Annotated in this window: 13 protein-coding genes and 1 pseudogene; 8 read left to right on the top strand and 6 right to left on the bottom strand. The window is 70.3% G+C overall.

Annotated features, from left to right (window positions below; translation table 11 throughout):
* Positions 1–163 precede the first annotated feature (163 nt).
* Positions 164–1,690, bottom strand: coding sequence for a carotenoid oxygenase family protein (locus A5713_RS02200; RefSeq protein ID WP_068092093.1), 1,527 nt, complete (start codon positions 1,688–1,690; stop codon positions 164–166).
* 71 nt (positions 1,691–1,761) lie between these two features.
* On the opposite strand from A5713_RS02200, the gene A5713_RS02195 reads away from it, so the two are divergent.
* Entirely contained in the window at positions 1,762–2,439 is a 678-nt protein-coding gene (locus tag A5713_RS02195) for a TetR/AcrR family transcriptional regulator (RefSeq protein WP_068092090.1), read from the top strand.
* 58 nt (positions 2,440–2,497) lie between these two features.
* Here A5713_RS02195 and rplL read toward each other — a convergent pair whose 3' ends face one another.
* The 5 genes from rplL to A5713_RS02170 form a co-directional block, all read right to left on the bottom strand.
* Positions 2,498–2,890 (bottom strand): 50S ribosomal protein L7/L12, encoded by a 393-nt coding sequence (gene rplL / locus A5713_RS02190; RefSeq protein ID WP_068092089.1) that lies wholly within the window; start codon positions 2,888–2,890, stop codon positions 2,498–2,500.
* 36 nt (positions 2,891–2,926) lie between these two features.
* The gene (gene rplJ / locus A5713_RS02185; RefSeq protein WP_067923595.1) at positions 2,927–3,559 is read right to left on the bottom strand and encodes a 50S ribosomal protein L10; all 633 of its coding nucleotides are present in this window, start codon (positions 3,557–3,559) and stop codon (positions 2,927–2,929) included.
* 270 nt (positions 3,560–3,829) lie between these two features.
* Entirely contained in the window at positions 3,830–4,744 is a 915-nt protein-coding gene (locus tag A5713_RS02180; RefSeq protein ID WP_068092088.1) for an ROK family protein, read from the bottom strand.
* Positions 4,744–5,355, bottom strand: a complete 612-nt coding sequence (locus A5713_RS02175; protein WP_067923601.1) for a malonyl CoA-ACP transacylase — start codon at positions 5,353–5,355, stop codon at positions 4,744–4,746. Before A5713_RS02175 ends, A5713_RS02180 begins: the two co-directional genes overlap by 1 nt.
* Positions 5,352–9,542, bottom strand: coding sequence for an NEW3 domain-containing protein (locus tag A5713_RS02170; protein ID WP_068092085.1), 4,191 nt, complete (start codon positions 9,540–9,542; stop codon positions 5,352–5,354). Before A5713_RS02170 ends, A5713_RS02175 begins: the two co-directional genes overlap by 4 nt.
* 59 nt (positions 9,543–9,601) lie before the next feature.
* Here A5713_RS02170 and A5713_RS02165 point away from each other — a divergent pair, with 59 nt between their 5' ends.
* The 7 genes and pseudogenes from A5713_RS02165 to A5713_RS28035 all read left to right on the top strand — a co-directional run.
* Positions 9,602–10,183: a DinB family protein gene (locus A5713_RS02165; RefSeq protein WP_068092082.1), complete on the top strand. Its 582-nt coding sequence runs from the start codon at positions 9,602–9,604 to the stop codon at positions 10,181–10,183.
* 146 nt (positions 10,184–10,329) lie between these two features.
* Positions 10,330–11,676 carry an AarF/ABC1/UbiB kinase family protein gene (locus tag A5713_RS02160; RefSeq protein ID WP_068092079.1) on the top strand — a complete coding sequence of 449 codons (1,347 nt, stop codon included), beginning with the start codon at positions 10,330–10,332 and terminating at the stop codon, positions 11,674–11,676.
* Positions 11,676–12,581 carry an alpha/beta fold hydrolase gene (locus A5713_RS02155; protein WP_067923612.1) on the top strand — a complete coding sequence of 302 codons (906 nt, stop codon included), beginning with the start codon at positions 11,676–11,678 and terminating at the stop codon, positions 12,579–12,581. Before A5713_RS02160 ends, A5713_RS02155 begins: the two co-directional genes overlap by 1 nt.
* An 87-nt stretch (positions 12,582–12,668) precedes the next feature.
* Positions 12,669–13,529 carry a cyclopropane mycolic acid synthase family methyltransferase gene (locus A5713_RS02150; RefSeq protein ID WP_068092076.1) on the top strand — a complete coding sequence of 287 codons (861 nt, stop codon included), beginning with the start codon at positions 12,669–12,671 and terminating at the stop codon, positions 13,527–13,529.
* A gap of 115 nt (positions 13,530–13,644) precedes the next feature.
* Positions 13,645–14,541, top strand: coding sequence for a hydroxymycolate synthase MmaA4 (gene mmaA4, locus A5713_RS02145; RefSeq protein ID WP_068092066.1), 897 nt, complete (start codon positions 13,645–13,647; stop codon positions 14,539–14,541).
* Between the two features lie 105 nt (positions 14,542–14,646).
* Positions 14,647–15,339: a YciI family protein gene (locus tag A5713_RS02140; RefSeq protein ID WP_067923621.1), complete on the top strand. Its 693-nt coding sequence runs from the start codon at positions 14,647–14,649 to the stop codon at positions 15,337–15,339.
* Between the two features lie 10 nt (positions 15,340–15,349).
* Positions 15,350–15,517, top strand: a pseudogene (locus A5713_RS28035) (sigma factor); the annotation flags it as partial.

Here is a 15,517-nt window from a genome sequence, read left to right as displayed (position 1 = left end):
TCCTTCCGTCGACGCTCAAGCCCGCCACCTGCCCTTTTATGTGGCATGAGTCACTGTAGCGCACGCTTGCTACGCGGCATCAGGGTTGCGCGGCACAGCCGGCAAAAATTGGCTGACCTGAGATCCCGCCGCCGCCGGCGACGGGTGTCCTATTCAACGCGCGTTAGCCAGCGGGCGCCCAGTTCCCATGGAAGCCCATCGGCACCCGCTGCGGCAGGTGCACGGTAGCCACCGACTCGAGCGTCGCGGCGTCCAGCAACACCAGCTGGCCTTCGTCGCGGCCGCGGTGATACCCGTAGCCCATCAGGATGCCGTCGTCCTCGGCGCGTCCTTTCTGGGAGCCGGGGTTGGGCACGAAAGACATCTCGCCGAGCAAAAGGTCGGGGTCCAGCGGCGCGACCGCGCTGGATCCGGTGGCGTAGTCGTGCTTGTACAGCGCGGTCGACATCTCGGATGCCCCACCGGAGAGATACCCACCGTCCACGCCGACGGCGTAGCCGAACCGGTGCCGCCCACCCAGCAGGGCCTCGTTGATGCGGGGAAACTCCTGCGGCCGATCGTCGCGGCGCTCGCTGCTCACCGCACCGGTCGCCAGGTTGACGGTCCAGCGGTCCAGCGTTGGCCGGCTGTCGCCGGGACCGCGCAGGTCCCGATCGAACATCCGCGAATAGCGCACCACGTCGAGCACCAAAACCTCGGTCCCGCCACGCACCTCGGAATAGGCGTTGAGCGGGTGGTAGACGTAGCAGGGTTCGATATCGAACCAGCGGATGGCATCTTTGCCCGCGTTGCTCCCGCAGCCCTCGCGCGGCATGACCCCGATGCGCGCCGGGTAGTTCGCATCCCAGCGGTAGGGCATCCGGTTGATCGGCTGCCGATTGCTGTTCATCATCGTCGCGAGCGGGCTGGGGATCCGGACGCGGCCAAGCACCGATTGCGCCACCAGCCGCGCCGCCGCACTGAGCGGGCGGGGCACGTTAACCGGAGCGATCTGGATCGGGTCAAACGTCACCGGCAGGTCGTAGATCACCACGTATTTGTCGGTCAGGGAGAAGTCGTGCATCATCGGCGACCCGCTCACCTCGATGTCGACGGTTCGCCGCGCTCGTCCGTGGGTGTCGATCACGGAGTACTGCACCGTCCGCCCGCGGGTGAACGCATAAGACACCGCGTGCAATTCACCGGTGCGGGGATCGGCGTGCGGATGGGCGGTGTAGCCACCGAACAGAGTGCCATCGAAGTCGCATGTCCCGAGGGTGTCCAGCTCGTCGGTAAGCCGGTAGTTCGCGCCGCCCCCCTCGACCAGTGCCAGCGTTTGTCCGGCGTGCATCAGCACATTGGTGTTGGGGCCAACCGACAGCATTCCGGCCCGCGGGTCCAGCCCGGTGAGTGCCGGCTCCCCCAGCACATCGCATACCCGCGCGGTGCGCACCCAGCGGTTGCGGTACCAGCAGGCCTTCCCGTCGCGCAGCGCCACCCCGTGCACCATTCCGTCGCCGGAGAACCAGTGATAGGTGGCGGGATCGACCTCCGCGACGGGGTTGGGGCCGTTGCGCAGATAGCGCCCGTCGAGGTGCTGCGGGATCTGGCCGGTGACCTCCAGATCGGTCGCGGTCACCTCGGCGCCCACCGGCGCCAGGAAACCCTCGAGATACGGATTCCGGGACCGGGTGGTCTGCGCAGAGGTCATCGCTGAGCTCCTATAACATTGTTATTTCGGTGTTATTGGCAACCTACGCCCCCGATGAGAAGATGACAAGGATGACTTCGCAGACTCAGCGCAGCGTTCGTGACGAGATGGTGCACGCCGCCGTCGGCCTGCTCGACGAGCAGGGGCCCGACGCGCTGCAGACCCGAAGGGTGGCCGGCGCGGCCGGGACCTCGACGATGGCGGTGTACACCCATTTCGGCGGGATGCGGGGCCTGATCGCCGAGGTCGCCCAGGAGGGCCTGCGGCAGTTCGACGCCGCGCTGTCGGTCCCCCGGACCGACGACCCGGTGGCCGATCTGTTCGCCACCGCCGCGGCCTATCGGCGATACGCCATCGAGCGCCCCCACATGTACCGACTGATGTTCGGCAGCACCAGCGCGCACGGCATCAACGCACCCGCGGGCAACATCTTGACCCTGACGGTCGCCGAGATCGAGCAGCACATCCCCAGCTTCGCGCACGTGGTGCGCGCGGTGCAGCGGTCCGTACAGGCGGGACGAATCACCGTGTGCTCGGGCGCAGACGACCGGACCCTGGTGGCCACGGCCGCCCAGTTCTGGGCGCTGGTGCACGGGTTCGTGATGCTGGAACTGGCCGGGCACTACGGCGACGACGGCGCTGCCGTCGCACAGGTGCTCGGCTCGATGGAATCGAAATTTCTTGTTGCTTTGGGGGATTCACCCGAGCGGGTTGCCCACTCGCAGCGCTCGGCGGCGCACGCGGGCTGAGCACACGAAGACCCCCGGAACCTGCCCTGGGCGGTTCCGGGGGTCTTCGCGAAATGAACTACTTGACGGTGACGGTGGCGCCGGCGGCCTCCAGCTTGGCCTTGGCCTCCTCGGCGGCCTCCTTGGCGACCTTCTCCAGCAGCGGCTTGGGCGCGCCGTCGACCAGGTCCTTGGCCTCCTTGAGGCCCAGGCCGGACACGATCTCGCGGACGACCTTGATGACGCCGATCTTCTTTTCGCCGGCGGCCTCGAGGATGACGTCGAACTCGGACTGCTCCTCGGCGGCCTCGGCGGGCGCGCCACCGGCGGCCGGGGCGGCCGCGGCGACGGCGACCGGAGCGGCCGCGGTGACCTCGAAGGTCTCCTCGAACTTCTTGACGAAGTCGGAGAGCTCCAAGAGGGTCATTTCCTTGAAGGCGTCGAGCAGGTCGTCGGTGGACATTTTCGCCATGGTGTGTGGGTCCTTCCTAATTTCGGCGGTTGGGGGTTATTCGGCTTCGGCCGGGGTTTCCGGGGCCTCGGTGGGTGTTTCCGAAGCTGGTTCTGGGGCGGCTTCCGCGGCGGGCTCCGCCGCGGCTGCCGGTTCCGCGGCGGCCGCGGGGCCTTCTGCGGCCTTCTTTTCCTGCAGGGCCGCGGCGAGGCGGGCGATCTGCGAGGCGGGGGCGTTGAACAGGCCGGCCGCCTTGGCGAGGTTGCCCTTCATCGCGCCGGCCAGCTTGGCCAGCAGCACCTCGCGCGACTCCAGGTCGGCGATGCGCTCGACCTCGGCGACCGTCAGCGCGCGGCCGTCCATGTAGCCGCCCTTGATGACCAGCGCCTTGTTGTCCTTGGCGAAGGTCTTGATGGCCTTGGCGGCGTCGACCGGCTCCCCGGTGACGAACGCGATGGCGGTGGGCCCGGCGAACAGCTCGTCGAGGCCTTCCACGCCCGCCTCGGACGCCGCCCGCTTGATCAGCGTGTTCTTGGCCACCGAGTAGGTGGCCGACCCGCTGAGCGACCGGCGCAGCTCGGCCAGGTTGGCCACGGTCAGACCGCGATACTCGGTGATCAGGGTCGCGGTCGCCTCCCTGAACTGCTCGGCGATGTCTGCAACGGCGGTGGCTTTGTCAGCCCTGGCCATGCGTACCTCCTGAAGTGAAAGCCATGCGACGTGTCGTCTGCGATCACCGAAGGAACGGCTGGAAACGAAGTACGCCCCGGCGCAGGATACGGCCGGGGCGTGAAGAAGACGCCGGCGCGTGCCGGCGCTGCTGCCTCGTCCTCCTGCGTGGGCCGCCGGGATGCTCCCGGACCTTCAACCGATTTCTCGGTGACCGACGGTCTTCGGTGGATCGGCCACCAGGATAGCCCGGCTAGACCCGTTCGACCAAAACGGCGGGCGTCGGGGTGGTCAGCCGAGGCTCGCCAGCCGGGCGGCGCCGACCAGCCCCGCGTCGCCGCCCAGTTCGGCGGGCAGCACCCGCAGACCGGCCAGAAAGTCCAGCCTGGCGTACTCGGCCAGTTTCTCCCGCAACGGGTCGAAGAGCAGGCGCCCGGAGTTGGCCACGCCTCCCCCGATGACGACCACGTCGATGTCGCAGACGGCGCCGACCGAGGCGATCATCGCCGCCAACGCGGTGGCCCCCCGGCGAAACGCCCGTTGCGCCACCGGCTCCCCGCCTGCCGCGGCGGCGGCCAGGTCACGGGCGCCGCCGGGCGGCGGCGCCGCCCAACCGTTGGCCCGCGCCCAGCGCACCATCGACGGTCCCGACGCGATGGCCTCGACGCAGCCGCGGCCGCCGCACACGCAGGGCGGACCACCGTCCTCCACCACCACGTGCCCGACGTGGCCCGCGTTGCCGGTGCGGCCGGTGTAGGGGACGCCGCCGAGCACCAGCCCGCCGCCCACCCCGGTGGACACCACCATGCCCAGCAGGAAGGCCGCGCCGCGACCCGCACCGCGCCAGTGCTCCCCCAGCGCCATGCACAGGCCGTCGCCGGCCAGCCGCACGGGCACGCCCGGCACCGCGGCCGCCACCCGGTCGCGCAGCGGGAAGCCCTGCCACCCTCCGATGTTGATGGGGCTGACGGTTCCGCCGTGCAGGTCGATGGGGCCGGCCGAGCCGATGCCGACGGCGCCGACCGCGCCGTCGGCCGCCCGCAGCGCGTCGGCGATCGTCGCGTCGACCGCCGCCCAGACCTGCTCGGCCGCACCACGGCTCGGCGTGGGCCGGACAACGGTGTGCACCAGCACGCCGTCGGGGTCGGCGAGGCCGGCGGCGATCTTGGTGCCGCCGATGTCCAGGCAGAGGGTGAGCGCGGTCATCAGTGGCGATGGACGTTGTCGGGTTGGCGGGGGTCGCCGGGATGCTCGTAGCCCGGGGCGAGGCACACCAGCTCGGCCCGCCGCGCGTCCAGCCAGACGCGGAAGGCACGTCGGCGCGCGGCGCCCCGCAGATGGTCGGCGATCGCCGGCCGCACGTCGTCCAGCGGCGGCCCGACCGGCGCCGGGGCGCGCCAGCCGTGCCGGTCGCGGCGCGGCTCGGCGAAGCGCAGCGGGTTGCGGGCGTGATAGGCGGCCACCTCCTCGTCGGTGACGCACACCGCGGCGGTCACGTCGGCAAACAGCGCCCGCGCGCGGGGATCGGCCAGCACCGCCGCGGCGACGCTGCCCAGCTCCAGGCGGGCCGTCGCGTCGGGCAGCAGTTCGGCCTCGCCGGGCGCGCCCCGCCCCGTCAGGCCGCGCGCGTCGGCCTCGGCGGCGACCACCCGCTCGGTGACGATCAGTTGGGTCAGCCAGCGCCGGAGTTGACGCCCCTCCCCGGTGCCGCCGGGCGGCAACGCGGTCGCGCCGGGCCCGCCGCGCAGCCGCGCCTCGGCGGCGTCGACCTCGTCGACACCGACCGGGACCCCGGCAACCGTCGCGACCACGCTCATGTCACGGTCACCCGCACGGCCGGGGAGTAGAGCAGCCGGCCGGCGCAGCCGACCCGGATCAGCGCCCACCACTGGCCGGGCTCCAGCCAGGCCGGAGGGCGCACGTCGAAGCCGAGGTCCGCGGCGCCGTGGGCGGGCAGCACCGCGCCCACCGCGGCGGGACCCAGCCATTCCCACGTCCCCCACGGACTGATCAGGTGCGCTTCCAGCGCCAGGTCCGCCCCGGCGTGGCTGGCGACCCGGAGGGTCAGCGCCGCCGTATCGCCGGCGGTCACCTCGACGTCGCCCGGGCCTTCGAGGAGATAGAACGGCTCCGCGCCGGCGGGCGCGCCGACCTCGATGACGCACACGTCCTCGACCACCTGCCGCCATGGGGCCGGGACCTCCGCCCCGGCGAGGCGAAGCTGGGCGCGGACCGGGTACAGGCCGGGCCGGGCGGTTGCGGGCACCGACACCGCCACGTCGGCCTCGCGGTAGTCGCCGCCGCGCAGCGTGGCGGGCAGCTCGTCGGGCTTCGCCGACCAGCCGTCCGGGCACACCAGCGTCACCGTTGCGGTCAGGGCGGCATCGCTGCAGTCGCTGGCCGCGGTGAGCCGCAGGGCGACCTCCTCGCCCGGTTCGGCGGCGGCCCGCGTGGGGTGCAGATGGGCGACGGCCGGCAGCCCGCCGAGCGGCGCGGGTCCCCGGTTGTGCAGCCAGTAGCGCGCGTAGAGCGGCTGGGCGGCTTCGGCGTGCGTGGCTGGCGCGCCGGCCGCCGTCACCGCCCGGGGCGCCTCGAACCGCGCCAGCACCGTGGCCACCCGATAGCCGTGCAGGTCGAGCGGGCGGCGGCCGTCGCGCGGGGTTTCGAGGAGATCGGCGTCGCGGAATCCGCTGACCTCGGCGACGTCGGAGCCGATCACCACGTCGGCCCCGGCCCCCGTCGTTTCCACCAGGCGCAGCGCCACCGCGCGCGGGTCGACCGGACGGGCGCTGCCCGCCGCGAGCGGGTTGCCGGCCGCCTTGAGGGCCGCCAGCTGCACACCACCTTCGGGCTCGACGCGCAACAGCGACCCGGACGGGGGCAACGCGCCCGCCGCACGCCCGCACACACACGCGAGCAGCGGGTGGGAGAACTGCGCGCTGCGGGCGGGGACGTCGGCGCGCCGCCAGTCGCCCGCGCCCGCGATCAGCGCGTAGTCGAAAACGTGGGTCCAGTGCTGGAGCTGGAAGTTCGAGCCGTCCGGGGCCGTGCGGCGCGGTTCGTCGATCCAGATGCCCGACGGCCAACCGGTGCAGGACCGCAGCAACGCGGTGTGCAGGGTGCCCTCGGTGTCGACGGCGAAGCTGGGCACCCCGCGGTTGAGGAGCGCGACGATGCGGTCCTCGTGTTCGTCGCCGCCCGCCGGCGGCCGCTGGGTCACGACCACCTCCGCGTCACCCAGGTCCTCGGCCACCGACGCGATCGCGGCGGCCAGGCTGTCGTCGTCGCGGCCGGCGATCACCAGCACCGGCAGGGCCCGCACCGCGCGCAGGTCCGCGCCGGGCACCCACACCGCGGCCAACGGGGTCGCGGCCGGCACCCAAACCCTGGCCCGGCCGGTCGCCGCCAATTGGCGGTCGAGTTCCTCGCCGTACGCCCCGTCGGCGGCTGCCAGCACGGCCCGGGTGAAGGCGTTTCGGGCGGGCCCGCCCAGCGCGATGCGCACGTCGGGCAGGTTCGAATCGACCTCGAGGTGGCCGTAGCGCGGCTTGTCCGCGCCACTGCATGTCGCCGTCACCCCGGCCCGGACCAGCGCGACCATCAGCCCTCGGGCCAGCGGCGCCGACACCGCCTCGTCCGGCGCCACCACCTCGGCCACCGAGACCGCCCGCACGGCTTGGCCGTCAGGCGAACCCACCCGGACCCGCGCCGCCGACGAGAGGCCGAACCAGCCGTAGGCCGGGTTGTCCAGCGTCCACGGATGCTGGGCGGTGTCCACCGACTCGGGCCCCCCGCCGGGCGGGTGCAGCAGCGCGAAACCCCGCCCGATGACGGCGTCGCCGACCTCGCTGACCGGCATGGCGCCCGGCACCGGGCACGGCCACCGCAGCCGCACGAGGCGGTCAGCCCCGGTGAATTCGTCGATGGTGGTGCGGCAGTCCACCCGTGGGACGCCGCGCCACAGGGTCAGGGTTTGGGTGTAGCGCAGCAGCGCGCCGATTCGCCCGGTGACGACCAGCCGCTGCCCGAGCGGGCCGTGGTAGGCCCGCGCCCGGGCCGGGAAGGCCGACGAGCACACCACCGGCCCCTTGGGCAGCAGGTGCCACGGGCCCTCGGCCTGCGTCGGGTGCGCCGCGTATTCCTCGTAGACGGCCAGCTCGTTGCCCACCCGGCCGTCGGCGATCAGCTCGCGGCCGTCCTGCAGCAGGGACGCGACTCCCCCGCCACGCTGGGGGTCGACCTCGACGCGGTAATGCTCGTTGGCGATCGCCGAGCCGGGCAGCGGTTCCCAGCCGGCCAATTCGGCGCCGGGCACCAGGCGGTAGGCCCGCCAGCCCAACGACGGCACCTCGCGCGCCAACCAGGTCACCGACCGGCCGCCGTGCTCGACGTGTGCGGGCAGCTGGGTCCCGTCCGCGTCCAGCACCCGGACGCCCGCGCTCAGCGGCGGGTCGAGCCGGGCGGTGACGATGTCGGTGCGCCGCTGCGCAAGCGGGTTCCACACGACGACGTCGCCGCCGACCGCGCCGGACAGCAGCGCCAGTGCGGCGTCGCGGGTCGCGCGGCCCAGCTCCCACGCGTCGCGCCAGCCGGTCAGCAGGTCTAGGTAGACCTGGTCGGACTCCGAGCCGGTGATCCCGTCGTGGTGCGCGCCGTAGGCCAGCTGCACCCACGCCTTGGCCAGCGCCGCCTGCGGGTACTCGGCGCCGGCCAGCAGCCCGGCGAACACGGCGAACCGCTCGGCCTGAAGCACCGCGTTCTCCGCGGCCCGGTTGGCCTGTTTGGTGTCGATGTAGGACACGTCCTTGCCGGTGTAGATCGGGTTCATGTCGCGGGTCTGCGGCGACGGCGTCCGGCCGCCCTCGGCCAGTTCGGCGCGCACGGCCGCGAAGAACTCCCGTGGCAGCGCGCACACGAAGCGCGGCCAGGTGTAGCGCGAGGCCCAGTCGCGGTGGATGGCGGTGACCCACTTGTTCGGCGGCGTGTAGTCGGTGCCGACGGGCAGCAGCACGTTGCGCGTCAGCGCGACCTTCTTGAGCTGATCGAACAGCGCGAGGGTGGCGTCCTCGGCCTCCGCCAGCGAGGTGGACGAGTCCATCCACCAGCCCGCCGAGTAGTGCGCGGGCATGTAGTGGGTGAGCAGGCCGCGGCCCGACGGCGAGATCCACTCGAACTCGCTGCTGAACTGCATCCGCTCGACGTCCCCGCTCAGGGCCGGGCCCCACTGGTGGTGCGGGCCGCGGGCCCACGAGCTCGACGTCAGCCCGGCGTCGGCGGCCAGCCCGGGGAACTGCGGGTCGTGGCCGAACACGTCCAGCTGCCAGGCGGTGGCCGGGTCGGCGCCCAGCACGTCACGCTGGAAACCCATGCCGTGCACCAGGTTTCGAATCGTCGTTTCCGGGCTGGTCAGGTTGGTGTTGGGTTCGTTGTAGGTGCCGCCCATCACCTCGACGCGGCCCTGCGCGATGAAGCGGCGCAGGTCGGCGCGGTCCTCCGGGCGGGTGTCCCAGTAGGGCTTGAGGTAGTCGACCTCGGCCAGCACGAACTTGTACTCGGGTTCGCGACGCGCCATTTCCAGGTGCGCGTGCACCAGCTCGAACCCGTTGGTCTGCCGGGCGCGGCCCGGCGGGTCCTCGGTCCATTCGCTGGTGTAGGCGCCCTGGGTGTTCCACCAGACCGGGTCGTAGTGGAAGTGGCTGACCATGAACATGGTCCAGCCAGGCTCGGCCACGACGAACTCGAACGGCTCGGCGGCGCCGGCGGCCAGCACCCGCGCCGCGCGCCGCTGCCCGACGACCGGGTGGTCCACCCGGACGGGGATCTCGACGACCTCCTCGACGACGTCCTCGCCGCACCCGGCGACCGCCTCCCCGCGCAGACCGTCCCCTTCGACGCGGACCGGCGTCGGCTCGCACGCTCCGGCGACGACGACGCGGGCGACCTGCAACGGCGCGTCCGGCGGCCCGACGAAAAGCTGCGTCGAGTCCGCCGAAACCAGCTGCATGCCCGCACTTTACGGCGCGGGGGACCTAATATCCGAGAATGCCCGCTCTTGCCCGGCCCGTGGCCGACGAACGTAGCGCACTGCGCGAATTCCTGCAGTTTCACCAGAGTGCCTACTTCGCCGTCAGCTACGGCCTCACCGACGAACAGGCGCGGTCCGCTCCGTCGGTCAGCGCCCTGTCGATCGGCGGCCTGGTCAAGCACGCCACCGGCATGCAGCGCAGCTGGATGGCGCGGGTCGCGGCCGCGCCGGGCGCCCCGCCGAAGGACCCCCGGCCGTTCGAGCAGATCACCAAGGAGTTCGCGGACCAGCACGTGATGCGGCCCGACGAGACGCTGGACGGGCTGCTGCGGGCGTTAGCCGAACAGAACGCGACGACGCTGCGGCTGGCCGAGACCGCGGACCTCGACGCCGCGGTGCCGGTGCCGAAGGACATCCCCTGGTTTCCCAAGGATCAGGAGGCCTGGTCGGTGCGCTGGGTGATCCTGCACGTCATCAACGAGCTGGCCCGGCACGCCGGGCACGCCGACATCATCCGCGAAACCATCGACGGCGCCACCATGTACGAGCTGATCGCGGGGCTCGAGGGCTGGGCGATCGAGGGCTGGGTGCAGCCCTGGAGCCCGGGGGCGAGATCCTGACCGCCGAACCGACCCCCAACGTGCATTCAGGGCGAAATCCGGCCCGATTTTTCGCCGTGGATGCACACTCGGCGGTCTTCAGTCGCCGGTGACCGCGGCCACAGCGAGTTGGGACTTGACACCCCAGATTTGGCAGACTGCTTTAGATGAGCTCCGCCAAGCATCGAGAGGTGGCCCGGCTGGACCGGGTGCCGCTGCCGGTCGAGGCGGCCCGGGTGGCCGTCACCGGTTGGCAGGTCACCCGCACCGCCGCTCGTGTCGTCACCAAGCTGCCGGGCCGGGGCCCGTGGCAGCAGAAGGTGATCAAGCAGCTCCCGCAGACCTTCGCCGACCTCGGCCCGACGTACGTGAAATTCGGGCAGATCATCGCCTCGAGCCCCGGGGCGTTCGGCGAATCGCTGTCCCGCGAGTTCCGCGGCCTGCTCGACCGGGTGCCACCCGCCGACACCGACGAGGTGCACAAGCTCTTCGTCGAGGAGCTCGGCGGCGACCCGGCCGAGCTGTTCGCCAAGTGGGAAGAGGAGCCGTTCGCGTCGGCGTCCATCGCCCAGGTGCACTACGCGACCCTGCACACCGGTGAAGAGGTGGTCGTCAAGATTCAGCGCCCGGGCATCCGCCGCCGGGTGGCCGCCGACCTGCAGATCCTCAAGCGCTTCGCCCAGGCCGTCGAGCTGGCCAAGCTGGGTCGCCGGCTCTCGGCGCAGGACGTGGTCGCGGACTTCTCCGACAACCTGGCCGAGGAGCTGAACTTCCGGCTCGAGGCGCAGTCGATGGAGGCCTGGGTGTCGCACCTGCACGCCTCCCCACTGGGCCGCAACATCCGGGTGCCGCAGGTGTTCTGGGACTTCACCAGCGACCGGGTGCTGACGATGGAACGGGTGCACGGCATCCGCATCGACGACGTCGCCGCCATCCGCAAGGCCGGCTTCGACGGCACCGAGCTCGTCAAGGCGCTGCTGTTCTCGCTGTTCGAGGGCGGGCTGCGGCACGGGCTCTTCCACGGCGACCTGCACGCCGGCAACCTCTATGTCGACGATCAGGGCCGCATCGTGTTCTTCGACTTCGGGATCATGGGCCGCATCGACCCGCGCACCCGCTGGCTGCTGCGCGAGCTGGTGTACGCGCTGCTGGTCAAGAAGGACCACGCCGCGGCGGGCAAGATCGTGGTGCTGATGGGCGCCGTGGGCACCGTGAAGCCCGAGGCCCAGGCCGCCCAGGACCTGGAGCGCTTCGCCACGCCGCTGACCATGCAGACGCTGGGCGACATGTCCTACGCCGACATCGGGCGGCAGCTGTCGGCCCTGGCCGACGCCTACGACGTCAAGCTGCCCCGCGAGCTGGTGCTGATCGGCAAGCAGTTCCTCTACGTCGAGCGGTACATGAAATTGCTCGCCCCCAAATGGCAGATGATGTCCGACCCGCAACTGACCGGCTACTTCGCCAACTTCATGGTCGAGGTCAGCCGCGAGTACGAATCCGACATCGAGGTCTGATGCAGGTTCGCACCGGCAACGCCATCTCCGGCGACCTCAAGCTCTACTACGAGGACATGGGCGACATCGATCACCCGCCCGTGCTGCTCATCATGGGGCTGGGCGCCCAGCTGCTGCTGTGGCGCACGGCGTTCTGCGAACAGTTGGTCGGCCACGGGCTGCGCGTCATCCGCTACGACAACCGCGACGTCGGCCTGTCGAGCAAGACCCAGCACCGCAGCTCGGGGCAGCCGCTGGTGACCCGGTTGGTGCGCTCCTGGCTGGGTCTGCCCAGCCCAGCGGCGTACACGCTCGAGGACATGGCCGACGACGCCGCGGCCGTGCTGGATCATCTCGGCATCGCGGACGCGCACATCGTGGGCGCGTCGATGGGCGGCATGATCGCCCAGATCTTCGCCGGACGGTTCCGCCACCGGACGAAAACGCTGGCCGTCATCTTCTCCAGCAACAATTCGGCTTTCCTGCCGCCGCCGGCCCCGCGCGCGTTGCTGGCGCTCCTGAAGGGCCCGCCGCCGGGTTCGCCGCGCGAGGTGATCATCGACAACGCGGTGCGTGTCGGCAACATCATCGGCAGCCCGCGCTACCGGGTGCCCGAAGAGCAGGCCCGCGCCGAGGCCGCGGAGGGCTACGACCGCAACTACTACCCGCAGGGCGTCGCGAGGCATTTCGGCGCCGTGCTGGGCAGCGGCAGCCTGCGTCGGTACAACCGCCGGACCGCCGCCCCCACCGTGGTCATCCACGGCCGGGCGGACAAGCTGATGCGGCCCTTCGGCGGCCGCGCGGTGGCCCGGGCCATCGACGGCGCTCGATTGGTTTTATTCGACGGGATGGGACATGATCTGCCACAACAGTTGTGGGACCAGGTGATCGGTGTGCTGACGAGCAACTTCGCCGAAGCGAACTGAGCAAAAAACACTCGGAAGAAACGCTTCCCCTGCGGTCTCAGTCCAGCTCGCAGGGTTGTACGGTTGTCAAAGGAGGTGGGTCCACCAATGGCCAAGCTGAAGCCGTATTACGAAGAGTCGCAGGCAACCTACGACATTTCAGACGACTTCTTCGCGCTGTTCCTCGACCCCAACATGGTTTACACCTGCGCCTACTTCAAGAACGACGACATGACGCTGGAAGAGGCGCAGCTCGCCAAGCTCGATCTGGCGCTGGGCAAGCTCGATCTCGAGCCGGGAATGACGGTGCTGGACGTCGGCTGCGGCTGGGGCGGGGCGGTGGTCCGGGCGGTCGAGCAATACGACGTGAACGTCATCGGCATCACGCTTAGCCGCAACCACTACGCGCGCACCAAGGAGCGGTTGGCCGCGATCCCTACGAAGCGCCGGGTCGAGGCCCGGTTGCAGGGCTGGGAGGAGTTCGACGAGCAGGTCGACCGGATCATGAGCTTCGAGGCCTTCGACGCGTTCAAGAAGGAACGCTGGCCGGCGTTCTGGGATTGGGCCTACAAGACCCTGCCCGATGACAGCCGAATGCTGATGCACAGCATCTTCACCTACCCGCAGTCGGAGTGGAAGAACCGCGGCGTCCAGATCACCATGTCGGATCTGCGTTTCTTCCACTTTCTCGGCAAGGAGATCTTTCCCGGCGGGCAGATGTGCGGCGAACCCGACATCGTCGACAATGCGCAAGCCAGCGGTTTCTCGGTCGAGCAGATTCAATATCTGCAGCCGCACTACGCGCGCACCCTCGACATGTGGGCGGCCAATCTGGAGGCCAATCGCGAACGCGCCGTCGCCGTCCAGTCCCAAGAGGTCTACGACCGCTTCATGCGCTACCTGACCGGCTGCGCGGACCTGTTCCGCAAGGGCATCTCGAACGTGGCGCAGTACACCCTCACCAAATAGTGACCGCGCCTCATACGGGTCGGGCTGGACAAGTTGGGTATCGTTGCACGTCAAACCCGCCGAGCAGTGCGTGGGTAATCGGCAGCGAACTCCATCGGAGCAGAACAGGACGAAAATGGCTGATCAAGCGGCTAGCCCGACGAAGATCCGGACGGCTCCCGAGGACATCCAGGCGCACTACGACGTATCCGACGACTTTTTCGCCCTGTTCCAGGACCCCACCCGGATCTACAGCTGCGCCTACTTCGAGCGTGAGGATATGACGCTGGAAGAGGCGCAATACGCCAAGATCGACCTGAACCTCGACAAACTGGACCTCCAGCCCGGCATGACGCTGCTGGACATCGGCTGCGGCTGGGGGACCACGATGAAGCGCGCCGTCGAGCGGTTCGACGTCAATGTGATCGGCCTGACGCTGTCCAAGAACCAGCACGCCCGCTGCGAGCAGGTGTTGGCCTCGATCGACACCAACCGCTCGTGTGAGGTGCGGTTGCAGAACTGGGAGGACTTCAGCGAACCGGTCGACCGGATCGTGTCGATAGAGGCCTTCGAGCACTTCGGGCACGAGAACTACGACGACTTCTTCAAGCGGACGTTCGACATCATGCCCGACGACGGCCGGATGACCGTCCAGAGCAGCGTGAGCTACCACCCCTTGGAGATGGCGGCCCGCGGGAAGAAGCTGACGTTCGAGACGGCCCGGTTCATCAAGTTCATCGTCACCGAGATCTTCCCGGGCGGCCGCCTGCCGTCCACCCAGATGATGGTCGACCACGGCGAGAAGGCGGGTTTCGTTGTGCCCGAACCCCTTTCGCTACGTCCGCACTACATCAAGACGCTGCACATCTGGGGCGACAACCTGGAGGCCAACAAAGACAGGGCCATCGAGGTCACCTCCGAAGAGGTCTACAACCGCTACGTGAAGTATCTGCGCGGCTGTGAGCACTACTTCACCGACGAGATGCTCGACGTCAGCCTGGTGACCTACCTGAAGCCGGGAGCGGCCAAGTAGTTCGGTCCTGACCGGGTCCGCGTTGTCGGATCCCTCGCGCGCCGTTCGTCAAAGAGGTAGAGAGTGAAACAGCCGGTTTCGCTCGCTACCCGGAGGTGACGACAGATGCAGTACTTCGCGTTGTTGATCAGCAAGGAGCAAGACCGCACGCCCGACGATGCGGCCGCCGCGATGGCCGCGTTCGAGAGCTTCCATGCCAAAGCCGGCGCGGCGATCCGGGCCGGTGACGCGCTGACACCCGCCGCAACGGTCATCACCGGCGGCCCCGACGCGCCGATCACCACCGACGGCCCGTTCGCCGAGTCGGCCGAGATCGCCTGCGGCTACTACGTGTTCGAAGCGGAGAATCTGGACGAGGCGCTGGCGCTGGCCCGCGACATCCCGGTCGCGGGGTTCGGGGCGGTGGAGGTGTGGCCGGTGGTGCACTCGATCGAACCGTCCCGCAAGCTCACCGGGAACGACTGGCTGGCGCTGCTGCTCGAACCACCCGCGTCGGCGCACACCCCGGGCACCCCCGAGTGGGAGGCCGTGGCGGCCAAGCACGCCGATCTGCACGCGGCCGCGGGCGATCACATCATCGGCGGGGCCGCTCTGCACGACCGCTCCACCGCCACGACCGTGCGGGTGCGCGACGGTGAGGCCCTCATCACCGACGGGCCGTACGCGGAAGGCGCCGAGATCGCCACCGGGATCTACTTCCTGGCCGCCACCGACCGGGACGAGGCCGTCAAGCTGGCCTCGATGATCCCCGCGTCGACCGTGCAGGTGCGGCAGCTGGCCGGGGTCTCGGGACTCTAAAGCTCCCGCGATGGCCGACCTGGACGGCGTTTTCCGGCGGGAATGGGGGCCCGCCGTCGCCGCGCTCGCGCGGTGGTCCGGCGACCTCACCCTCGCCGAGGACGCCGTCCAGGAGGCCTGCGCCGAGGCGCTTCGCAGCTGGGGCCGCGACGGTGTCCCGGGCAATCCGGGCGGCTGG

Source organism: Mycobacterium sp. E2497, assembly GCF_001668695.1.
Lineage (GTDB): Bacteria > Actinomycetota > Actinomycetes > Mycobacteriales > Mycobacteriaceae > Mycobacterium.
This window is presented reverse-complemented; position numbering and strand designations above follow the sequence as displayed.